General features: G+C 64.6%; 24 protein-coding genes. 15 read left to right on the forward strand and 9 right to left on the reverse strand.

Features of this window, described 5'->3' with window-relative positions; translation table 11 throughout:
* Positions 1-26 precede the first annotated feature (26 nt).
* Positions 27-200 carry a hypothetical protein gene (locus ACFULT_RS07200; RefSeq protein WP_020111410.1) on the forward strand — a complete coding sequence of 58 codons (174 nt, stop codon included), beginning with the start codon at positions 27-29 and terminating at the stop codon, positions 198-200.
* Here the strand turns inward: ACFULT_RS07200 and ACFULT_RS07205 are convergent.
* Both ACFULT_RS07205 and ACFULT_RS07210 read right to left on the reverse strand, forming a co-directional pair.
* Positions 197-901: a ferredoxin reductase gene (locus ACFULT_RS07205; RefSeq protein ID WP_378481023.1), complete on the reverse strand. Its 705-nt coding sequence runs from the start codon at positions 899-901 to the stop codon at positions 197-199. The genes ACFULT_RS07200 and ACFULT_RS07205 overlap by 4 nt on opposite strands.
* Complete coding sequence (locus tag ACFULT_RS07210; RefSeq protein WP_378481024.1) at positions 898-1,497, reverse strand: sulfite oxidase-like oxidoreductase; 600 nt, start codon at positions 1,495-1,497, stop codon at positions 898-900. Before ACFULT_RS07210 ends, ACFULT_RS07205 begins: the two co-directional genes overlap by 4 nt.
* 98 nt (positions 1,498-1,595) lie before the next feature.
* On the opposite strand from ACFULT_RS07210, the gene ACFULT_RS07215 reads away from it, so the two are divergent.
* Positions 1,596-2,435, forward strand: a complete 840-nt coding sequence (locus tag ACFULT_RS07215; protein ID WP_037110640.1) for an SDR family oxidoreductase — start codon at positions 1,596-1,598, stop codon at positions 2,433-2,435.
* On the opposite strand, the gene soxR is transcribed toward ACFULT_RS07215, so the two are convergent.
* Complete coding sequence (gene soxR / locus ACFULT_RS07220; protein WP_026347689.1) at positions 2,430-2,888, reverse strand: redox-sensitive transcriptional activator SoxR; 459 nt, start codon at positions 2,886-2,888, stop codon at positions 2,430-2,432. The two genes, ACFULT_RS07215 and soxR, sit on opposite strands and share 6 nt — an antisense overlap.
* A 19-nt stretch (positions 2,889-2,907) precedes the next feature.
* Positions 2,908-3,255: an arsenate reductase (glutaredoxin) gene (gene arsC, locus ACFULT_RS07225; protein WP_378481025.1), complete on the reverse strand. Its 348-nt coding sequence runs from the start codon at positions 3,253-3,255 to the stop codon at positions 2,908-2,910.
* Between the two features lie 54 nt (positions 3,256-3,309).
* On the opposite strand from arsC, the gene ACFULT_RS07230 reads away from it, so the two are divergent.
* The 4 genes from ACFULT_RS07230 (at position 3,310) to ACFULT_RS07245 (ending at position 6,553) form a co-directional block, all read left to right on the forward strand.
* Entirely contained in the window at positions 3,310-3,975 is a 666-nt protein-coding gene (locus ACFULT_RS07230; RefSeq protein WP_037110642.1) for an NAD(P)-binding oxidoreductase, read from the forward strand.
* 29 nt (positions 3,976-4,004) lie between these two features.
* Positions 4,005-4,358: a GntR family transcriptional regulator gene (locus tag ACFULT_RS07235; protein WP_037110643.1), complete on the forward strand. Its 354-nt coding sequence runs from the start codon at positions 4,005-4,007 to the stop codon at positions 4,356-4,358.
* A 62-nt stretch (positions 4,359-4,420) separates the two neighbouring features.
* A complete protein-coding gene (locus ACFULT_RS07240; protein WP_037110644.1) occupies positions 4,421-4,852 on the forward strand; it encodes a DoxX family protein in 432 nt (143 codons plus the stop codon).
* A gap of 78 nt (positions 4,853-4,930) precedes the next feature.
* Complete coding sequence (locus ACFULT_RS07245) at positions 4,931-6,553, forward strand: BCCT family transporter (RefSeq protein ID WP_378481026.1); 1,623 nt, start codon at positions 4,931-4,933, stop codon at positions 6,551-6,553.
* Here the strand turns inward: ACFULT_RS07245 and ACFULT_RS07250 are convergent.
* Entirely contained in the window at positions 6,550-8,091 is a 1,542-nt protein-coding gene (locus ACFULT_RS07250; RefSeq protein WP_378481027.1) for a dolichyl-phosphate-mannose--protein mannosyltransferase, read from the reverse strand. The genes ACFULT_RS07245 and ACFULT_RS07250 overlap by 4 nt on opposite strands.
* A 36-nt stretch (positions 8,092-8,127) precedes the next feature.
* Here ACFULT_RS07250 and rsmI point away from each other — a divergent pair, with 36 nt between their 5' ends.
* Positions 8,128-8,976 carry a 16S rRNA (cytidine(1402)-2'-O)-methyltransferase gene (rsmI, locus tag ACFULT_RS07255; RefSeq protein WP_037110646.1) on the forward strand — a complete coding sequence of 283 codons (849 nt, stop codon included), beginning with the start codon at positions 8,128-8,130 and terminating at the stop codon, positions 8,974-8,976.
* Here rsmI and ACFULT_RS07260 read toward each other — a convergent pair.
* Positions 8,953-9,381 (reverse strand): SRPBCC family protein, encoded by a 429-nt coding sequence (locus ACFULT_RS07260; RefSeq protein ID WP_037110647.1) that lies wholly within the window; start codon positions 9,379-9,381, stop codon positions 8,953-8,955. The two genes, rsmI and ACFULT_RS07260, sit on opposite strands and share 24 nt — an antisense overlap.
* A 15-nt stretch (positions 9,382-9,396) precedes the next feature.
* Complete coding sequence (locus ACFULT_RS07265; RefSeq protein ID WP_094719377.1) at positions 9,397-10,428, reverse strand: alpha/beta hydrolase; 1,032 nt, start codon at positions 10,426-10,428, stop codon at positions 9,397-9,399.
* Positions 10,429-10,545: 117 nt separating this feature from the next.
* Here ACFULT_RS07265 and ACFULT_RS07270 point away from each other — a divergent pair, with 117 nt between their 5' ends.
* A complete protein-coding gene (locus ACFULT_RS07270) occupies positions 10,546-11,931 on the forward strand; it encodes a wax ester/triacylglycerol synthase family O-acyltransferase (protein ID WP_378481028.1) in 1,386 nt (461 codons plus the stop codon).
* 116 nt (positions 11,932-12,047) lie between these two features.
* Here ACFULT_RS07270 and metG read toward each other — a convergent pair whose 3' ends face one another.
* Positions 12,048-13,604 (reverse strand): methionine--tRNA ligase, encoded by a 1,557-nt coding sequence (gene metG / locus ACFULT_RS07275; protein ID WP_094719375.1) that lies wholly within the window; start codon positions 13,602-13,604, stop codon positions 12,048-12,050.
* A gap of 20 nt (positions 13,605-13,624) precedes the next feature.
* Here metG and ACFULT_RS07280 point away from each other — a divergent pair, with 20 nt between their 5' ends.
* From ACFULT_RS07280 to rsmA, 3 genes are all read left to right on the forward strand, one after another.
* On the forward strand, positions 13,625-14,455 hold the full coding sequence (locus tag ACFULT_RS07280) for a TatD family hydrolase (RefSeq protein ID WP_378481029.1): 831 nt from the start codon (positions 13,625-13,627) through the stop codon (positions 14,453-14,455).
* A 159-nt stretch (positions 14,456-14,614) separates the two neighbouring features.
* On the forward strand, positions 14,615-15,742 hold the full coding sequence (locus ACFULT_RS07285; RefSeq protein WP_037143933.1) for a resuscitation-promoting factor: 1,128 nt from the start codon (positions 14,615-14,617) through the stop codon (positions 15,740-15,742).
* A gap of 36 nt (positions 15,743-15,778) precedes the next feature.
* Positions 15,779-16,654, forward strand: a complete 876-nt coding sequence (gene rsmA, locus ACFULT_RS07290) for a 16S rRNA (adenine(1518)-N(6)/adenine(1519)-N(6))-dimethyltransferase RsmA (protein WP_094719373.1) — start codon at positions 15,779-15,781, stop codon at positions 16,652-16,654.
* Between the two features lie 48 nt (positions 16,655-16,702).
* Here the strand turns inward: rsmA and ACFULT_RS07295 are convergent, their stop codons facing one another.
* On the reverse strand, positions 16,703-17,689 hold the full coding sequence (locus ACFULT_RS07295; RefSeq protein WP_037110779.1) for a YafY family protein: 987 nt from the start codon (positions 17,687-17,689) through the stop codon (positions 16,703-16,705).
* A gap of 70 nt (positions 17,690-17,759) precedes the next feature.
* Between ACFULT_RS07295 and ACFULT_RS07300 the strand changes: the two genes are divergently transcribed.
* The 4 genes from ACFULT_RS07300 (at position 17,760) to ACFULT_RS07315 (ending at position 21,721) form a co-directional block, all read left to right on the forward strand.
* Entirely contained in the window at positions 17,760-18,695 is a 936-nt protein-coding gene (locus tag ACFULT_RS07300; protein ID WP_027498738.1) for a 4-(cytidine 5'-diphospho)-2-C-methyl-D-erythritol kinase, read from the forward strand.
* Complete coding sequence (locus ACFULT_RS07305) at positions 18,695-20,491, forward strand: ABC-F family ATP-binding cassette domain-containing protein (protein WP_037110656.1); 1,797 nt, start codon at positions 18,695-18,697, stop codon at positions 20,489-20,491. The genes ACFULT_RS07300 and ACFULT_RS07305 overlap by 1 nt, the downstream gene beginning before the upstream one ends.
* Positions 20,492-20,582: 91 nt before the next feature.
* A complete protein-coding gene (locus ACFULT_RS07310; protein ID WP_037110657.1) occupies positions 20,583-21,047 on the forward strand; it encodes an N-acetyltransferase in 465 nt (154 codons plus the stop codon).
* A complete protein-coding gene (locus ACFULT_RS07315) occupies positions 21,044-21,721 on the forward strand; it encodes a DUF4166 domain-containing protein (protein WP_378481030.1) in 678 nt (225 codons plus the stop codon). Before ACFULT_RS07310 ends, ACFULT_RS07315 begins: the two co-directional genes overlap by 4 nt.
* Positions 21,722-21,730: the final 9 nt, after the last annotated feature.

Genomic DNA, 21,730 nt, shown 5'->3' on the forward strand with positions numbered 1-21,730 from the left:
TCGGAACCAGGCGGACACTGTGTGACATGAACCACACAGCACTGACCGAGCATCGAATGTCCGACGCCGAACTCCGCAAAGCAATCAAGACGCTGCAGAGCAGGGCCGACGACGCCCGCCATCGCGGAGACGAGGACGATGCGACGCGCATCGAATCGACCGTCGCCGATTACCGTGAGGAAATGTCGAAGCGCCTCTAGCCGAATCGTTCGGTTTTGATGCGTGGCGGTAGGTGGCCGTCCTGCACCAGCAGGTCTGCTGCTGCCTCGACGAAGCCTGTCGGTCCACACACGAAGCACGACGGCGCGAACTCGGCGGGCCATCCGTCGGCGATGAGATCGTCCGACGTCAGTCTGCCGACGCGGCCTCGGTACCCGTCGGGTGCCTCCCTGGTGAAGCGGTATGCGACGTCGATCCCGCCTGGCATCGAGCGAAGCTCGGACGCGTACATGACCTCCGCGGGTGTGCGTACCGAATAGACGAGGCGGAAGGGAGTCTTGCGTACCGCCGTCCTGCGGGCGCGAAGCATCGACATCAGAGGAACGACGCCGGAGCCGCCTGCCAGGAGCAACACCGGGGCAGGGTCGGATTCGTTCCAGACGAACCATCCGCCGATCGGTCCGCGCATTTCCACCTGCTCGCCGACCTCGAGGACCCCCGTGAGATACGGCGACACCTCGCCGTCGTCGACGTTCTGAACGGTGAGCGCGACGGTCGTGCCGTCCGTAGGAGTTGCTATCGAGTAACTACGCTGCGCCGAGTAACCGTCCTCGGCGGTGAGGCGCACGTCGACGTGCTGCCCCGGCAGGTGGCCCGGCCAGTCCGGAATGTCGAAGACGAGGGTCTCGGCGGTCGAGGTTTCCCTGATCTTCGCGACGAGTGTTGCAATCAGCCATTTCAATCTCCCTGATACCTCTGCTCCTGCCACGGATCGCCGTAGTCGTGGTACCCGTTGCGTTCCCAGAACCCGGGCTCGTCGCGCATGAGCAAGGTCAGCTTCTCGATCCACTTGGCCGATTTCCAGAAGTACAGGCCCGGAACGAGCAGGCGCGCCGGCCCACCGTGCTCGGGGTGCAGCGGTGTGCCGTCGTATTCATATGCGAGCCAAGCCTTTCCGTTGCGCAACTCGCTCAGCGGCAGGTTGGTGGTGTACCCGTCACGCCCATGGGCCATCACGTGGGTTGCGGTGGTCTCTATCCCGTCCAACACCGTGTCCAGTGACACCCCGCGCCACCGAGTGTCCAACTTGGACCACTTGGTGACGCAGTGGATGTCCACCGTCGGCTTCTCCGCGGGCAGAGCGCGCATCTCGTTCCACGTCCAACGATGCTTCTCGCCGCGCTCGGTGACGACCGTGAACTCCCAACCCTCGGTACGAACGCGAGGGGTAGGCCCGACGGACAGAACCGGGAAATCGTCGGTTCGGTACTGGCCGGGCGGGATACGGGACGAGTCGTCTCTGTTCTTGCCGACGAATCCCCTCGACACTATTGCCATCGGACCAGTCTCCTCCGTCGACACCACCAGCGACAACCGGGCGGGCGCGTAGGGTGCGAAGGACACATTCTTCGAGTTCGTGGGGGACGAGACACACGATGACCATCAAGGATCTGCGCGGAAAGAAGACGCTCGTCACGGGGGCGGGCAGCGGAATCGGGCGTGCCACGGCCATCGCCGCGTCCAAAGCGGGCGCAGCGCTGTATCTCACCGATATCAACGAGGTGGGATTGAAGGAGACCGTCGCGGCGGTCGGCTCGTCGGTCGAGATGTACGAGGCCTTCGACGTCTCGGACTACGAGGCCGTGACGTCGTTCGCGTCCACAGTGCACGAGTCCGTCGACAGCCTCGACATCGTCATGAACGTCGCAGGTATCTCGGCGTGGGGAACGGTGGAGAACCTCGAGCATAGGCACTGGAAGTCGATGATCGACGTCAACCTCATGGGCCCGATCCACGTCATGGAGAACTTTCTTCCCGCGATGGTGAAGGCAGGCCGCGGTGGCCATCTGGTCAACGTCTCGTCCGCGGCCGGTCTCATTCCACTGCCGTGGCATGCCGCCTACAGCGCCAGCAAATACGGATTGCGCGGAGCCTCGGAAGTCCTGCGCTACGACCTCAAGCGGCACGGCATCGGCGTCAGCCTCGTCGTACCGGGCGGGGTCAAGACCGGCCTGGTGAACACCGTGGAGATCGCGGGCGTCGACCGCGAGGATCCGCGAGTGCAGAAGCTGCAGCATCGATTCGAGAAACGCGCCGTCGAACCCGATGTGGTGGCGGACGCGATCATCACGGGAATCGTCAAGAACCGCTATCTGGTCTACTCGTCCAACGACATTCGCTTCGGGTACTGGTGGGCTCGAAAGTTCGCGCCGCCCTACGAGTTCGTGCTGCAGAAGGCCAACGACCAGTTCGGGAAATTGCTCAAGAAGTCATAGGTCGACGTCCAGACGCCGTGCGCCCGGTCCACTACCTGCCAACTCGTCGCCCGGATTGGCGAGCGCGCAACTGGAGAGCGACAGGCAGCCGCACCCGATGCATCCCGTCAGATCGTCTCGGAGCCTGACGAGTTGCTCGATGCGGCGGTCCAGGTCGGCATGCCAGTGGCCCGAGAGCTTGGCCCAGTCGCGTTTGGTGGGTGTCCGCTCCTCCGGGAGGTCGGCCAACGCGTCGCGAATGCGTGACAATGGAATGCCGACCTTCTGCGAGATGCGGATGAACGCAACGCGCCGCAGAGTGTCGCGGTGGTAGCGGCGTTGGTTTCCCGACGTGCGTCGGCTGGTGATGAGGCCCTGCTTTTCGTAGAAGTGCAAGGCCGACACCGCAACTCCGCTGCGCTCGGACAGTTGGCCTGGGCTCAGTTCACGTACTTTCCAGTCGGGCATCGGCATACCTCGACATTACTTGCGCTTACAGAACCTCGTGCACCTTGTCGGCAGGCCGAGCGAGCACGGTGCCCTTGTCCGTCACGACGATCGGACGTTCGATGAGGATGGGGTGTTCGACCATTGCCGCAACGAGAGCCTCCTCGGATGCATCCTTCAAACCGAGTTCCTTGTAGAGCGCCTCTTTTCGACGGATCGCCTGAGAGGCCGTCAGGCCCGCGTCGTCGAGAATCTTGCGCAGGCCGTCCTTGGTGGGCGGAGTCTCGAGGTACTTCACGACGGTCGGCTCGATCCCCGCTTCCTGGATGGCCTTCAATACGGTGCGCGAGGTGTTGCATCGGGGATTGTGGTAGATGGTCGCAGACGAAGTCATGGACATAGATAGTGCCACTGTTTGTGGTCCGAGTCGGTCGGGTAGTCGAGTGCAATGACTGATCGACGAGTAGTGATCGCAGGCGGACACGGCAAGATCGCGCAGCACCTTATTCAGGTTCTCACGGCACAGGGCGATCGAGCGGTGGCATTGATTCGAAATCCCCATCATGTCGACGCCGTGACGGCGTTGGGCGCACTTCCCGAGGTCGTGGACCTCGAAAGCGCATCGGTGGACGACGTCGCTGCCCTGCTGCACGACGCCGATGCCGTGGTCTTCGCAGCGGGCGCCGGCCCGTCCGGCGGCGTAGAGCGCAAGGACACCGTCGACAGGGCGGCGTCGGTGTTGCTGGCCGACGCGGCAGAGAAGGCGGGTGTTGCTCGGTTCGTGCAGATCAGCTCGTTCGGAGCGGGTGAGCCGGTTGCGGACGACGCCGAAGACACCTGGAAGGCCTACATCGCTGCGAAAACGGCGGCCGAGGAAGACCTGAAGTCCAGGCAGAAGTTGGACTGGACCATTGTGCGTCCCGGTGGATTGACGGACGACGAGCCGACCGGCCACGTCACATTGACGGCGCCGCCGCTGGAGCGTGGGACGGTTCCGCGCGCTGACGTCGCTGCCGTCATCGCAGCGCTGATCGAAGCTCCGGCCGCCGCAGGCAAGACCCTGATGTTGACGTCGGGCGATACCACCGTGGAGGACGCTGTCTCCGCGGCCTAGTCGCGTGGGTGCGTGATAGAAAGTCCAGCATGCGCATCCACGTCGACCCTGCGTCCGGGACTCCGTTGTTCGAGCAGGTCAGGTCGGGGATTCTCGATCTGGTACGCAGCGGGGAACTGGTCGCGGAGACCAAGATTCCGACGGTGCGCGGTCTGGCCGAGGAACTGTCCATCGCTCCGCACACCGTTGCGAAGGCGTACAAGGAACTCGAGGCGCAAGGCGTCATATCCGCTCGCGGGCGTCTGGGGACGTTCATAGCCTCCGGTGGTGACCCCACCGAGGACAATGCGGCGCGCGCCGCGCGCAGGTACGTGACCGAGCTGCGTGCCCTCGGTCTGTCCGACGACAGGATTCGGAGCCATGTCGATACCGCACTAAGTTGACGCTTCAACATAACTGTGCCAGGGTAGGCCCGTTCCCATTTGCCGTGCCCGAAGGATCTGACATGAACTCGACCATCTTCCGCGACATCGCAACTCTCGTTGCCCGAATCGGCCTGGGCATCGTGTTCATTGCCCACGGGTGGCAGAAGCTCAACACCAACGGCCTCGACGCAACCAAGGCCGGCTTCGAAGGTATGGGCGTGCCGTTGCCCGCAGTCTCCGCGTACTTCGCCACCTTCGTCGAACTGATCGGCGGCGTGGCGCTGGTAGTCGGCATCTTCACCCCGATCATCGGCATCCTGCTGTTCCTCGACATGCTCGGCGCATTCCTGTTCGTGCACTACGACCTGGGTGTGTTCGTCGCCGAAGGTGGCTACGAGCTCGTCGTCGCACTCGGCGTCGCCTCCCTGTTGATCGCTGCGGTCGGTGCAGGACGCTTCAGCCTCGACGCCGCAACCGGCGGCCGGACGAGCTTCGCGAAATCGCGCGCCTGACCCCTGTGCTCGACCCGAACCCTGGGACCTACTCGGAAATTCGCCACGCCACCACGGTGTTAGTGCTTCACTTCACCTATGGCAACGAATACCGAGCGGTCCCAGGGTTCCGTCGTTTCCGGCTCGACACCGCACCCACCGCGGACGGACTACCTGGTGTTCGGTACCACCGCGGCGATAACCGCCGCCATTCTGGTGTGGGGTCTGCTCGCCGCCGACTCGCTCGAATCCACGACGTCCTCGATCCTGAGCTGGCTGGTGACCAACATCGGGTGGCTGTTCATCATCGCGGCCTCGGGGTTCGTCGTGTTCTCGATCTACCTCGCAGTCAGCAAGTTCGGCAAGATCCCGCTCGGACAAGACGGCGAGAAGCCGGAATTCAAGACCGTCAGCTGGATCGCCATGATGTTCAGCGCCGGCATGGGGATCGGATTGATGTTCTTCGGCGTCGCAGAACCCCTCTCTCACTTCGTCTCTCCGCCACCGGGATCGGACGGCACCGTCGGGGCTGCGATGGCCACGACAATGTTCCACTGGAGCCTGCATCCGTGGTCCATCTACGCAGTGGTCGGCCTCGCCGTGGCCTACGGGACGTATCGACGCGGCCGCAAGCAGCTGATCAGTTCGGCGTTCATCCCCTTGCTCGGGCGCCGCGCGGAGGGCCCCATCGGCAAGGTCATCGACATCCTCGCGATCTTCGCCACCATGTTCGGCACTGCAGCGTCGCTCGGCCTCGGCGCACTTCAGATCGGCTCGGGATTCCAGGTTCTCGGCTGGCTGGGGGAGGCGGGCACGCTGTTGCTCGTCGCGATCGTGGCACTGTTGACGCTCGCATTCGTCGCCTCGGCCGTCTCTGGCGTCGCGAAAGGCATCCAGTGGCTGTCCAACATCAACATGGTGCTGGCGTTGGTTCTCGCGGTCTTCGTCTTCGTCCTCGGACCGACCGTGCTGATACTCAATCTGATTCCGACGACCATCGGTGACTACGCCAGCCAGCTCGTGCACATGTCGGCTCGGTCCGCAGCGGCCGGCGACGGCGGCGAGACCGCCACCTGGCTGTCGTCGTGGACCATCTTCTACTGGGCGTGGTGGGTGTCCTGGACGCCGTTCGTCGGTATGTTCCTCGCACGAATCAGCCGCGGCCGTACCGTCCGTGAGTTCGTCATCGGCGTGATCCTCGTTCCCAGCACGGTCAGCCTGGTCTGGTTCTCGATCTTCGGTGGCGCCGGGATCGCCGAACAACAGAACGGAATCGATCTCGCCGGCCGGGACAGCAGCGAGTCCCAATTGTTCGGAATGCTCGAAAACCTTCCCGTCGCCGGGATCTCGAGTGTGCTGGTGATGGTGCTCGTGGCCATCTTCTTCGTCTCCGGAGCCGACGCCGCATCGATGGTGATGGGCACGCTGAGCCAACGCGGAAGTCAGGAACCGAGCAGATGGATCGTCGTGTTCTGGGGCGTGCTGACCGGCGGGATCGCCGCGCTGATGTTGTGGACCGGAGGTGCCGACGCATTGAACGGTTTGCAGACCATGACGATCATCGCCGCCGCGCCGTTCGTGCTCGTGATGATCGGGCTGTGCGTCTCGCTCTACCGCGACCTCTCCCGCGACCCCCTTGTGAGTGGAACTCGGACTCCGGGTCGCTCCGCCGGCTCCGCTCCAGGCCTCCGTTTCCGCTCACGTGCGGGGAAAGGGGCCTAACGCCAGGACGGCAACCAGAGCTGCTGCTGCCACAGATCAGGAGTGATGGGCATTCCCGTCAGGATCGGCCACAACCAGATGAAGTTCGCCACGACGAGTGCCACGTAGAGGCACACGAGCATCAGCCCCGTGCCACGCCGCTCCGCCGACGCGCGCGCCCGGCCGATGATCTGCCCCAGAATCAGTGCGAATCCCATGACCATGAACGGCGCGAGCGCGACAGCGTAGAAGTAGTACATCTGTCGATCCAGCGTGGCGAACCACGGCAGATACGCCGCGCCGTAGCCGGTCAGCACGACGGCGAATCGCCAGTCCCGACGGACCAGCATCATCCACAGACACCACAGCAGCATCGGAACCGCGAGCCACCACATGGCCGGGGTGCCGATGAGCATGATCGCCTTGACGCACGAGCTCGCCGAGCAACCCTGAACGGTGTCGCCCTCGGCGAAGTAGTACAGCATCGGCCGCAGACCCATCGGCCACGTCCACGGCTTCGACTCCCACGGGTGGACGTTGCCCGCGGAGTTCGTCAGACCCGAGTGGAACGTGAGCACGTTTCCGCTGTAGTACCACAGCGAGCGCAGCGCAGCGGGCACGAACGAGAACGGCCCGTCCGTGCCGATCTGGTTGCCGACGGCATGCCGGTTCACGCTGGTCTCGCTGGCGAACCACCCTGCGTAGGTGCACAGATACACGATCAGCGGGATCACCACCAGCGCGTAGAGCGCAGGACCGATGTCGCGCACTGCCGTGCCGATCCACGGCCGCTGCACCCCGCTCGCACGCCGTGCCGCGAGGTCGAACGCGACCGACAACAACCCGAAGAACACGATGAAGTAGATCCCGGACCACTTGGTTCCGCACGCCAGACCCAACAGGATGCCCGCGCCGAATCTCCACCAGCGCACCCCCATTCGCGGGCCGTACACGCTGGCGGCGATGCGACCCTCCGCCCGGACCTTCGCCATGCGTCGTCGAACGTCGTCTCGGTCGACGACCAGACATCCCATCGCGGCCGTGACGAAGAACGCCAGAAAGATGTCCAACATCCCGATGCGCGACGAGACGAACGTGACGCCGTCGACGGTCAGCAGAATGCCGGCGATCGCACCGACCAGAGTCGAGCGAGCAAGACGCCGCACGATCCGAATCACGATCAGTACCAGTAGAGTTCCCGCAACCGCCGCGGAGAACCGCCAGCCCCACCCGTTGTAGCCGAAGAGCGCCTCGCCGACGGCGATCAACTGCTTTCCGACCGGAGGATGAACCACCAATCCGTACCCGGGGTTGTCCTCGATCCCACCACCGGTGAACACCTGCCAGCCCTGCGGCGCGTAATGCTTCTCGTCGAACACCGGAGTACCGGCATCGGTGGGGTAGCGCAGCATCGCGAACCGCGTGACGGCCGCGAGCGCAGTGATCACCAGCGTGACGATCCAGCCCCGCCGACGATCGGTGTCGCGGTAGTAGTCGGCAGCGGGTGTACTCGGCCCCGGACTGACTACGTATCGCTCGGTCGACTCGCGTAGGGCCACACACCGATCGTAGGGGGCGAGGCCCGGTGGAGAAGAATGGGCGCCATGCTGATCCTTGCCGCAACACCGATGGGCGATCTGGGTGACGCGTCCCAGCGACTCCGCGACGCCTTGGCCACGGCCGACGTCGTCGCAGCCGAAGACACCCGCCGGACGAAACAACTGGCCTCGGGGCTCGGGGTCGCCATCACCGGCAAGATCGTCAGCTTCTACGACCAGGTGGAAACGTCCCGGCTTCCCGGACTGGTCGACGCTGTCCGCGACGGCAAGTCCGTCCTGCTCGTCACCGACGCCGGAATGCCGTCGGTGAGCGATCCCGGCTACCGACTCGTCGCCGCATGCGTCGACGCCGACCTACCGGTGACGTGCCTACCCGGCCCGTCCGCCGTCACGACCGCCCTGGCGCTCTCCGGACTGCCCGTCGAACGCTTCTGCTTCGACGGCTTCCCCCCGCGCAAACAAGGCGGCCGACGCCGATTCTTCGAAACCCTGGCCACCGAATCGCGCGCCTGCGTCTTCTTCGAGGCCCCTCATCGCCTCTCCGACTGCCTCGCCGACGCCGTCGCGGTACTCGGTCCCGACCGCCGCGCCGCGGTCTGCAGAGAGCTCACCAAGACCTACGAAGAGGTCAAGAGAGGCACCCTCGGCGAACTCGCCGACTGGGCCGCCGACGGCGTACGCGGAGAAATCACCGTCGTGCTCGCCGGAGCCGTCGCCGTGGCGTCGGAACCGGAAGACCTCATCGACGACGTCGAGGAGCTGGTGGCGTCGGGCATGCGGTTGAAGGACGCATGTGCCCAACTGGCAGTCGACGGCGTGTCCAAACGGGATCTCTACGAGGCGGTGTTGGCTGCGAGAAGCTCAGCCGACGACTTGCTGACGTAGCCCTTCGGTGGCGGCCGCGAGGATGGTCTTGGTGCCCTTCTTGACGAGGAAACCGGGGATCGGCATCTTCGGGTCGACCGTCAGCGAGAACGTCACGTGCGTTCCCTTGTCGGTCGGCGTGAGGGTGTACTCGCCGTGCTGGGACTTCTGCTGCGAACCCTCGACGAGGTCCCAGACGACTTTGTCCTCCGCCCAGGTGTATTCGACGGTCTGCTCGTCGTTGATCCCGAGGATCGATACCGACATCTTCACGTGATGCGGCTTGCCGTCGTCGAATCGGTCGATGATCTCGATCTTCTTGTGGACAGGCGACCACGCGGGCAGCCCTTCGACGTCCATGAGTACGTCCAACACCGCTGCCGGCTCGGCTGCGATGTCGACCTCTGTATCTGCTGTGACTGCCATGAGAAGAAAGGTAACTCAGGCGGAGTCGGCAGTGGCGGACATTGGGCTGTGGGCTTTGACGAATGCGCCGAATTTGCGGACCGCGCGGTGCGCTTCGGGCACGAAGTCCGCGGCCTGGAACACGTGTACCTGGTTGTCCCACACCTGAAGTTCGCAGTCGACGCCTGCTGCGGCGAGACGCTCTGCCATCAGTTCGGCGTCGGCGAGCACCATCTCCGTCGAGCCTGCCTGGATCAGGACCGGGGGTAGGCCGACGAGATCGGCGTCGACGGGTGAAACTCGTGGTCCCCGTTCGCCTTCGACGACGATGCGAGCGTCCACGCGGTCGGCGAGGACCGTCAGGGCGGGTACGGCTCCGGCGGGGAAGACTGCGCACTTCGATGCGTTGGCGTGCTCGAGCTTGCCACTGGGGTCCATGTCGGTCAGCGGCGACATGGTGGCGATACCAGCCGGTGTCGGTAAGCCGAGATCACGCAGCATCAGGGCGACCATGAAGGCGAGGTACCCGCCTGCGGAGTCGCCGGCGATGACGATCTGGTCGGCGCGGTACCCGGATTCCAGCAGAAAGCGGAAACCGTCGACGCCGTCCTCCACCGCATGGGCAATGGGGTTGCGCGGCATCATCCGGTAGTCGACCGACAGAACGGGGGCGTCGGCGCTGGCCGAGATGCGTGAGGTCAGCCGCCGGTGGCTGTTCAGCCCGCAACAGACGAACGCGCCTCCGTGCAGATAGAGCACCACGCGGTCGTTGGAAACGCCCTCGGCGCGGATCCATTCCGCATCGCACTCGGCGAGCGCGATCTTGCTGTGGCGGGTTCCCTTGAGCGGCGGAACAAGCATTCCCGCGTAATCGACGAGGCCCATCGGCCACGGAAGAGCGGACGTCTTGGACCACACCGTGAGGAAAGGACGAACCGTCAGCTGCAAATACGTCGAGAGAGCGCGCGAATGGATGCTGCGACCGTGCATGTCGAGCCTGGTGGGGACGCCTCTGGGCGTCGGCTGGGGCAGAGCGGTGAGCACGGTGGTCATCGTCCTCGCCTCCATTTCGCGTCTTCTTGGAACTCCTGGTAACGGACAATAACCCGTGACCTAGTCTGTCTAAACATGCGGTCGTGTTCGATGTCACACCGTGATCGAAACTAGGCGGAAAGGTGATCGCAGATGGCGCTCATGCCTGTTACCGAGTCCATGTTCTTGATCGCGGAGTCTCGCGAACACCCTATGCACGTCGGCGGGTTGCAGTTGTTCGTTCCGCCTGGTGACCCGCACGAACTTGCAGAAGAAATCCACAAACAATTCACAACGGGCGACGTCCACGAACTGTTTCGAAAACGTCCTGGCCGACCGGTGAACGTCATGGGAAGCCTCGCCTGGTCGAGGGAAGACGACATCGATTTCGAATATCACGTGAGGCGCGTCGTACTGCCCGCTCCGGGCCGGATTCGAGAACTCTTCCAATTCCTCTCCCTGCACCACAGTGCACCCCTCGACCGGTACCGGCCGATGTGGGAACTGCACATCATCGAGGGCCTCGCCGACGGTCGGATCGCGCTCTACACCAAGGTCCACCACTCGCTCGTCGACGGTGTCTCCGCGCTCAAGCTGATGATGAACACCCTCACCCCCGACCCGGACGACCGCACCGGCGTCGCCACGTGGGATCCGTCGCTGTTCAGGGAGAAGAAGCACAAGGAAGCGCCGGGGGCGCTGGAAAGGGTCTCCGGAGGGCTGTCCCTCGGTCGCAAGCTCGCCGGCGACATCGCGGACTTCGTGCCTGCCGCAGCACGATTGGGCGTACGCGCCGTCCGCAACGAAGGTGCGCAACTGCCGCTGCGTGCCCCGCGAACGATGTTCAACGTGCCGATCGGTGGTGCGCGACGCTTCGCGGCCGAAAGCTGGTCCATCAGCCGAATGAACGCGGTCGCAAAGGCATTGGACGTGACCCTGAACGACATTCTGCTCGCCATGTGCTCGGGAGCCCTACGGGGATATCTGATCGATCAGGACGCTTTGCCTGACTCGCCCTTGATTGCAATGGTTCCCGTATCGCTCCGCAAACCAGGCGAGGACAGTGGGCCGGGCAACTCGGTGTCCACCATCCTGTGCAATCTCGGTACACACCAACCGGATCCGCTCGACAGGCTCGCCACCATCACCGACTCCACCGTCAAGGGCAAGGACATGATGCGAGAGTTCAACACTCTCGAATCACTCGCCTTCGGCGCCGTCACCATGCTGCCATTGCTCTTCGGACCGGTACCCGGTTTCGTCAACAACACCCCGCCGCCGTTCAACGTCATCATCTCCAACGTCCCTGGAACGAAGGACGAACTGTACTGGAACGGCGCCAAACTCGACGGAATCTACCCGGCCTCCATCGTCTGCGACGGCATGGCACTGAACATCACCGTCGCAAGCAACGGCGACTCGCTCAACTTCGGTCTCATCGGCTGCCGCCGCAGCGTCCCACACCTGCAGCGCATGCTCACACACCTGGAGAACTCACTGGAGGAACTGGAAAAAGCCGTATCCGTTGATCCGGCGTAGTCACCCGCCCCCTGCCCTGTCTCGCCCGGCCCCCGTTCGGCATGAATGGCACATGCCAACTGTCCAGACGTTGCTACGGACCATCGATGCCCGAACAGGGGATGAGGGGCGAACCCTCAGGCGTCCTTCACCTCGTACTTGGGGAAGACCGGTGACGGTGCGGGCAATGGCGAACCCGGCACGATGCGGGTGCCGATGTCGGAGAACTGGTTCGCCGGGCCGCCGAGGAGTTCGAGGATGCGAGCGGCCGACCCCGGCATGACGGGCTGGACCAGGATGCCGACGATCCGCAGGACTTCGAGCGTCACGTACAGCACGGTGGCCATACGGTCCGGGTCGGTCTTGCGCAGCACCCACGGTTCCTGCTGGGAGAAGTAGCGGTTGGTCTCGCCGAGTACCGACCAGATCGCTTCCAGTGCCGTGTGCAGCGCTTGGACGTCGAATTCCCGACGGCAGATCTCGAGCAGAGCATCCGCGCGGGCCAACAGGGCTTCGTCGTCGGCCGTGAACGGCCCCGGCGTCGGGACCTTTCCTTCGAGGTTCTTGGCCACCATCGTCAACGAGCGCTGCGCGAGGTTGCCGAGCTCGTTGGACAGGTCGGCGTTCATGCGGGTGACGATGGCCTCGGCGCTGTAGCTGCCGTCCTGGCCGTAGGAGACCTCGCGGAGGAGGAAGAAGCGCAGCGGATCGAGGCCGAACTCGTCGACGAGCGCGAACGGGTCGACGACGTTGCCGACCGACTTCGACATCTTCTCGCCCTTGTTGTTCAGGAATCCGTGGACGAACACGCGCTTCGGCAGTTCGATGCCCGCGGACATGAGGAACGCCGGCCAGTACACGGTGTGGAAGCGCGTGATGTCCTTGCCGATGATGTGCAGGTCGGCCGGCCAGTACTTCGTGAACTTCTCCGACGAGCCGTCCGGGTAGCCGACGCCGGTGAGGTAGTTGGTCAGGGCGTCGACCCAGACGTACATGACGTGCTCGGGATCGTTCGGGACCTGGACACCCCAGTCGAACGTGGTGCGCGAGATCGACAGGTCCTTCAAACCGCCCTTGACGAAGCTGACGATCTCGTTGCGCCGAGTGTTGGGCGCGATGAAGCCCGGGTTGGTCTCGTACAGCTCGAGCAACTTGTCCTGGTACGCCGACAGCTTGAAGAAGTACGTCGACTCCTCGGTCCACTCCACCGGCGTGTTCGTCTCGGTGGCGACGCGGGTCCCGTCGTCGGCGACGGTCGTTTCGCCCTCGGTGTAGAACGCCTCGTCGCGTACCGAGTACCACCCGGAGTACGTGTCCAGGTAGATGTCACCGCGTTCGACCATCTTCGACCAGATCGCCTTGCTTGCCTCGTGGTGATCGGCGTCCGTCGTGCGGATGAATCGGTCGTAGGAGATGCCGAGCGTCTCGTCGAGCTTCTTGAACACGTCGGAATTACGTGTCGCGAGGTCGCGGACGTCGATGCCTTCCTTGACGGCCGTCTGCTGCATCTTCAGGCCGTGCTCGTCCGTGCCGGTCAAGAACATGACGTCGTATCCGTCGAGTCGCTTGAATCGAGCGATCACGTCCGTCGAGATGTACTCGTATGCGTGGCCGATGTGCGGGACACCGTTGGGGTACGCAATGGCGGTCGTGACGTAGAAGGTGGGCCGTGAGGCATCAGCTGGCGCAGTCATGGTGCGCCTACTCTATCGACGTGAGTAGAGAACGTCCTGCACCACCTTTGCCGGAGGCGCTGTCGCCACTAGTCGACGCGCACACACACCTCGATGCCTGCGGCGCATCCGACGCCGCGAGCGTGGCCGAGATCCTGGATCGGGCCGAGTCCGTCGGCGTCGGGAGAGTCGTGACCGTCGCCGACGACCTCGAGGCCGCGCGCTTCGCCGTCGACGCCGCGAACTGGGATTCGCGGGTCTGGGCGGCCGTCGCGATTCACCCCACGCGGGCGAACGTGCTGGACGACGACGTCAAGGCGGAAATCGAGCGGTTGGCGTCGGATCCGCGGGTCGTGGCCGTCGGCGAAACGGGGCTCGACTACTACTGGCCGGGCAAGCTCGACGGATGCGCGACCGTCCCCGAGCAGCAGGACGGTTTTCGCTGGCACATCGACCTCGCGAAGCGGCTCGGTAAGCCGTTGATGATCCACAACCGCGAGGCCGACGACGACCTGCTGTCCGTGTTGAAGGACGAGGGCGCGCCGGAGACGGTGATCTTCCATTGCTTCTCCTCGGGTCCGGACACCGCGCGAGCGTGCATCGATGCGGGCTACGTGCTCAGCCTGTCCGGCACGGTCAGCTTCAAGAACGCCCATGCACTGCGCGAAGCGGCCGTGCTCATTCCCGACGGTCAGCTTTTGGTCGAGACCGACGCACCGTTCCTGACGCCGCATCCGTTCCGCGGTGCACCGAACGAGTCGTACTGCCTGCCGTACACAGTGCGTGCCTTGGCGGACATCCGCGGCGACGATCCGGACGAGCTGGCGTCGCACGTCACTGCCAACGCCGAGCGGGTCTACGGCCTCGGTTGACGCAGCGGCCCATCCATTGACCGAACGCCACATTCGCTCCGGTGACCGAATGTGACATTCGCTCCGGTGAGGGCGAGCAGAGTTGCGGTAGCTCCATCAATTCGTTACCGTACCGTGATCCAGCCGACGGGCTCCGCCCGAAGAACTCAGGAATTGCTTGTGTCCAGTATTGCCCGCCTGAACTCCTCCAGGTCCACGATGTTGTACCTGGTGGTCGCTGCGCTGCTGGCCACTCTGATCGTCGGGGGCGCCACCGCGGTCGCACGTCACAAAACGGTGACGATCGACGTCGATGGCGAAATGATCACGCTCAGCACCATGACGGGAGACGTCAACGGTGCTCTGCAGGCCGCAGGCTACGAAACAGGCGACAAGGACCTCGTAGCACCCTCGGGTGACTCGGAATTGTCGGATGGTGAGACGGTCGTCCTCCGTCGCGCTCGTGAGCTCAGCGTGACGGTGGACGGCCAGCCTCAGCAGATCTGGACGACGGCTCTGACCGTCGACGAGGCGTTGCAGCAGATGGATCTGGCCGAGGACGTGCACGTGTCCGCGTCGCGCGGCGAACGTCTTCCGCTCGAAGGCACCGAACTGGACGTGGCGCTGCCCAAGGCAGTGTCCCTGGTCGACGGCGCCGCACCTGCCGCACCGCTGACCCTGGCTGCGCCCACCGTGCGTGAGTTCCTGGAGGAAGCGGGCAAGCCGCTCGAGCAGGCCGACACCGTGACCCCCGCGCCGGACGAGAAAGTCGAGGACGGCACCGAGATCGTCGTCACCCGTGACCGTACCGAGACCAAGACCGAGACCACCGACGTCGAGCCTCCGGAGCAGCGCATCGAGGACCCGACGATGAACATGTCCAGGACCGTCGTCGAGAATCCAGGTTCGCCCGGCGTCTCCGACATCACCTGGGAAATCAACACCGTCAACGGCCAGGAAGTAGGCCGCGAGAAGGTCGACGAGGACATCCAGGTTCCCGCGCAGCCCAAGGTCGTGCGTGTCGGAGCGAAACCGGGCACCGAGGTCCCGCCCGTCGAGAACGGTGCGATCTGGGATGCACTCGCGCAGTGCGAGGCGACCGGCAACTGGGCCATCAACACCGGCAACGGTTTCTTCGGCGGCGTGCAGTTCGACCAGAACACCTGGGAGCGCCAGGGCGGACTGAAGTACGCCCCCCGCGCGGACCTGGCCACCCGCGAGGAGCAGATCGCCATCGCGTCCGTCACGCAGAAGTCCCAGGGTTGGGGCGCATGGCCCGCGTGCACCTCGCGACTCGGCTATCGGTGACGAACCATCGAGTGACGGGTGCGTAGAGTTTTCACAGTGTCCGAACATGTGAGAGAACCCGCGGCGCTGCTCGGACCCGCGGAAGTACGGTCTCTCGCCGCAGAACTGGATGTCCGTCCCACCAAGCAACTCGGACAGAACTTCGTCCACGATGCCAACACCGTCCGACGCATCGTCGCCTCGGCGGGTGTCGGGGGAGCGGACACCGTGCTCGAGGTCGGTCCCGGACTCGGCTCGCTGACGCTGGCGCTGCTCGATGTCGCCGACGCTGTGATCGCGGTCGAGATCGATCCCAAGCTCGCTGCCCGCTTGCCGCAGACGGCAGCCGAACGAGCGCCGTCACACGCCGACCAGTTGACCGTCGTCGAGTTCGACGCGCTTCGGGTCACTGCTGCGGACATTCCCGGTGAACCGTCTGCTCTGGTCGCGAACCTCCCGTACAACGTCGCGGTTCCGGTTCTGCTGCACCTGTTCTCGCAGTTGCCTACGCTGCGCACTGCGCTGGTGATGGTGCAGGCCGAGGTTGCGGACAGGCTCGCGGCGGACCCGGGAAGCAAGATCTACGGAATCCCGAGCGTCAAGGCCAACTTCTTCGGCACCGTCAAACGTGCAGGCTCCGTCGGACGTTCGGTGTTCTGGCCGGTGCCCAAGGTCGAATCAGGACTGGTTCGTATCGATCGGTATGCCGAGCCTCCGTGGCCGATGGACGACGAGCACCGCCGTCGTGTCTTCGCCGTCGTCGACGCAGCCTTCGCGCAGCGCCGAAAGACGTTGAGAGCAGCGCTCGCCGGATGGGCGGGTTCGCCGGCCGAGGCGGAGCGGCGTCTGCGTGAAGCCGACATCGACCCCAGTGCTCGCGGGGAAACCATCGACGCCGCAGCATTCGTGAGGTTGGCGGGCACTCGAGCCTGAGGGTTCACCCCTCCATCGCTCGACTGGCCCATTCATACGATCTGTCAGCTAGTGGGCGACATTCAGGCGCACACTCGCCAGATACCGCTCACTGAGAAGGCTGTGCCGCTGAGCCACTTTCAGGCATTCGTCGCGCAGTTCGGGCGGGTCGAGGACGGTGAACGGGGTGTCGAAGGCCGAGAGCCATCGTGCGATGGAGGCGAGTGAGTCACCGGACAGAATGAGTGTGCACGTGTCCTCCGAGCCGGATTCGAGAGTGCCCCACTGCTCGTCGACCATCGGTGCGATCGTTTCGATGGATGCCGCCAGCTCGATGCGTGCCTGCACTCGGCTGAAGGTGCGGTCGATTCCGGCGGCGACGAATGCCGCGGCCCCGCCGTCGGGAAGTGGTCGCGGGGTGAATCGTGGGCCGGTGGGGATCTTGGGTTCGAGCCTGTCCACGCGGAAGGAACGCCAGTCTTCGCGCATCAGGTCCCACCCGAGCAGGTACCAGCGTGCCCCCGAACGCACGAGGCTGTAGGGCTCGACTTCGCGACGGGCTTCGGTGCCGTCGTGGCGTCGGTAGTCGAACCTGAGGCGTTCGTGGTTGTGGCAGACCCCGGCGACGGTCGACAGCACCGTGGCGTCCACCGCGGATATCGCCGGGCGTTCGACGACGTCGATCCTCAGTGCATCGAGCCGGTGCTGTATGCGCGATGGCATCACCTGGCGCAACTTGGTCAGCGCGCGCAGCGACGCCTCCCCGATGCCCGCTACGGACCCACCTGCTGCGGACTGGAGGCCGAAGGCGACGGCGAGGGCTTCGTCGTCGTCGAGGAGGAGTGGAGGCATCTCGGCTCCGGCGCCGAGTTGATAACCGCCGCCCACCCCGGCCGTCGCGTTCACGGGGTATCCGATCTCCCGGAGTTTGTCGACGTCGCGGCGGACGGTGCGCGGTGTGACGTTCAACCTGTCGGCCAGGTCGGCGCCGGCCCAGTCACGACGTGTCTGGAGCAGTGACAGCAGCTTGAGCAGCCGCGCAGATGTTTCCCGCATGGGTCCGATGATGACAGGTATTGCGGACGGATGCTGTCCTCGAACCGATGCTCGATTAGTCTTGAACACCGTGCTCTCCGTTGTCCACAGTCCCGTTGTCGTTCGGGCTCCGTCCAAGGTCAACCTGCATCTGTCCGTGGGTGACCTCCGCGAGGACGGTTACCACGAACTGACGACCGTCTTTCAGGCACTCTCGCTGTCCGACGAGGTCTCGGTGGTGCCGTCGCAGGGGCTGAAGGTGATCGTCAAGGGCGCCGACGCGAAGAGTGTGCCGACGGACGAGCGGAACCTCGTGTGGAAGGCCGCTGTGCTTCTGGCGGACAAGGTGGGGCGTGAGCCGCTGGTCGAGATCACCATCGACAAGGGCATTCCCGTCGCGGGTGGAATGGCCGGTGGTAGTTCCGATGCTGCAGCGACCCTCGTCGCACTCGATTCCCTGTGGAAGTTGGACCTCTCGCGCAGCGAACTCAGCGATCTCGCCGCGCAACTCGGCAGCGATGTCCCGTTCGTTCTGCACGGCGGAACAGCGGTGGGGACCGGTCGCGGCGAGAAGCTGCTTCCGGTGCTGTCTCGCAACAGTTTCCACTGGGTGCTGGCGCTGGCCAAAGGCGGCTTGCAGACTCCCGCCGTCTTCGCGGAACTGGACGAGCTGAGGGCGAAAGGCGATCCGCCCCGGTTGGGTGATCCGGATGCGTTGATGCAGGCATTGGTGAGCGGCGACGCGCACGCTCTCGCTCCGCTTCTGGGCAACGATCTCCAGGCCGCGGCGGTGTCGCTCCTTCCTCAGTTGCGCCGCACGTTGCGTGCAGGTCTGACCGCAGGTGCCCTGGCCGGGATAGTGTCCGGGTCCGGTCCCACCTGCGCATTTCTCTGCGCCGACTCCGATACCGCGGTGTCGGTCGGTGCTGAACTCTCCGGTGCAGGCGTCTGCCGTACCGTGCGTGTCGCGAGCGGACCCGTTCCCGGCGCTCGTGTTGTCACTAGTGAATCGATTGGTTTCCCCTGATGGTCAATCTTGTCAATCTCGAAAACGTCTCCAAGTCCTTCGGCGTCAAACCGCTGCTCGACGGCGTCTCGCTCGGTGTTCAGGAGGGCGAGCGCATCGGTATGGTCGGCCTCAACGGAGGCGGCAAGACAACCACTCTCGAAGTGCTCGCAGGTCTCGAACCGCCGGATTCCGGGCGCGTCAGCCGTGTCGGCGGGCTGCGGATGGCCGTCGTGACGCAGCGTGGGGTTCTGCCGCCGGGATCGACCGTCGGACAGGTCGTTCTGGATCCGCTCGGCATGGCCGAGCACGAGTGGGCCGGTGATTCGCGGGTCCGCAACATCCTGACCGGCATCGGTATCGCGGATCTCGGTCCGGCGGGCAGCTCGGGTCTCGACGCCACCATCGACAACCTGTCCGGCGGCGAGCGTCGCCGAGTCGCGTTGGCGGCGGCACTGGTCCAGGATCTGGATCTGCTGGTGCTGGACGAGCCGACCAACCACCTCGACGTCGAGGGCGTGCAATGGCTTGCGGCGCATCTGGTGTCGCGACGCAGTGCGCTCGTCGTCGTGACGCACGATCGGTGGTTCCTCGACACCGTGGCCAACCAGACGTGGGAGGTCGTGGGCGGCAAGGTCGAGACGTACGAGGGTGGGTACAACGACTGGATCTTCGCACGCGCCGAACGTGCACGCCAGGCCGATGCGTCGGAAGAGCGTCGTCGAAACCTCGCACGTAAAGAACTTGCCTGGTTGCGACGCGGTGCTCCGGCTCGAACGTCCAAGCCCAAGTACAGAATCGAAGCCGCCGAAGCCCTCATCGCCGACGTGCCTGCTCCTCGAGACTCCGTGGCGTTGGCGTCCTTCGCCAAGCGCAGGCTCGGACGTGTCGTCATCGAACTCGAGGACGCTCGCCTCGAAACTCCCGACGGCCGTGAGCTGGTGAAGGATTTCACGTGGCGCCTGGCGCCGGGTGAGCGCGTCGGGCTCGTCGGCGTCAACGGTTCCGGCAAGACCACGCTGCTGCGTACCCTCGCCGGCGAGCTGGAACCGGCGACCGGCAAGAGGATTCAAGGTCAGACCGTGGAGATCGGTTGGCTGAGGCAGGAATTGGACGATCTGCCGAAGAACCTCCGCGTGCTCGACGCCGTGAAGGAAGTAGCCGAGCGAATCACCCTCGGCGACAAGGAGATCTCCGCCGGTCAGCTGGCTGAACGGTTGGGCTTCACCCCCGCCCGTCAGCGCACGCCCGTCGGTGATCTGTCCGGCGGTGAGCGTCGCAGGCTCCAGCTGACGCGTGTGCTCATGGCCGAGCCGAACGTGCTGTTGCTCGACGAGCCGACCAACGACCTGGACATCGACACGCTCCAGCAGCTGGAGGATCTGCTCGACGGCTGGGCCGGAACACTCGTGGTGATCAGTCACGACCGCTACCTGATCGAACGTATCTGTGATTCGACGTGGGCGCTGTTCGGTGACGGCAAGCTCACCAACCTGCCTGGTGGAATCGAGGAGTACCTGCGACGGCGTGCGGTGCTCGCGGCCGAGGCAACGCCAGATTCCTTGACGACCGGGGGGACGGCGAAGAAGGCCGTCCGCGACGCAGCCTCGGAGCGGGCAGCGCGTAAGGAGTTGAGCAAGCTCGAGAAGCTGGTGGTCCGGTTGTCGGATCGCGAGATAGCGCTGCACGCGGAACTCGCGGAAGCGGCCACGGATCCGAGCAAGCTCGTGGAACTCGACACCGAGTTGAAGAAGGTCCTGGCGGACAAGGACGTCGCCGAGGAACGCTGGATGGAACTGGCTGCCGAGCTCGACTGACCTACGTGAGCGGCTTCGAGGTGCCTGTGGTCAATCCGCGGGCTCCGCTCCTGCCCGTGCCCTACATTCCCACTCACATAGGGTGGGGTGCATGAACCCGACGCTGGTGCTCATGGACCCCGAGCGAGTCCGGCAATGGCTCGGCGGTACCAGGGAACGGTACGTCGCCGAGCGCGTCGCGACAGGAGAGACGCAGGCCGAGGCGGAAGCCAATGCGGAGATCTCCTACCGGCTCACTTTCCCCGGCGGAGTGCCCACGCCGACCCAACGCATCTTCGACGTGTTCGACGACGACGTGCGCGTCGGTTACCTGTGGATCGCTCCCCGAAACGACGCGGAACCGCTGCACTGGTGGGTGTGGGACATCGAGATCGACGAGGTGTTCCGCGGCAGGGGGCTCGGTCGGGCGACGATGAAACTGGCGGAGGATGCCGCACGGGCAGAGGGTGCTGTGTCGTTGGGGCTCAACGTCTTCGGTGGCAACGCCGTCGCTCGGCAGTTGTACACCTCGTTGGACTATCGAGAAACGTCGATTCAGATGAGGAAAGACCTATGACATCCGTTGTGCGTACCGCTCTCGGAAGCGAGTTCGAGAAGCTCCATCCTAAGGTGCAGTGGAGGTTCGGTCTCGCATCCGGAGACCACCGCTGCCAACTCGGCGTCGGTGTCATGGAGGAGATGCGGCACTCCAAGTTGATCCCGCCGCCGGTGTTGTGGCTCGGTGGAAAGCGTGGGCTGTTTCCCGGTGGGCGGGGGGTGGACGTACCGTTCACGATCGAAAACTATGCGTATGTCGACGCCGTCGGCCGCGAGACCATGGCTTTCATACGACGGTTTGCGTTCGTCGGATCACCTCAGGGGATGAACTCTGTGATGGTGACGCCCGCTCGTACGCCCGGCGCGGACTTCGCACTGGACTACCTCGGCTTCTCCTCGGACATGATTGTCCGGACGACGTGCTCGGTCGACTCCGCCGGTGGCCTCGTCCTGGAGAGCGGTGCACCGCGGGTACTGGGAATCAGCATTCCGCAGTTGGCGTCTGCCCTGACCTCCGCGCGGGAGTGGTGGGACGAGGACGAACAGAAACACCGGGTGCAGATCGACGTCAAGAGCCCGGTGCTGGGCACTCTGTTCCACTATCACGGCTGGTTCACCGCAGAAGAACGCGAGTGCGCTCCAGCCGACATTCCGGCCGGAGCACACCCGTCCAAGCTGGTGGAACGGGAGTGACCTAGCGGG

The organism is Rhodococcus sp. NPDC057297, from assembly GCF_042667435.1.
Taxonomy (GTDB): Bacteria; Actinomycetota; Actinomycetes; order Mycobacteriales; family Mycobacteriaceae; genus Rhodococcoides.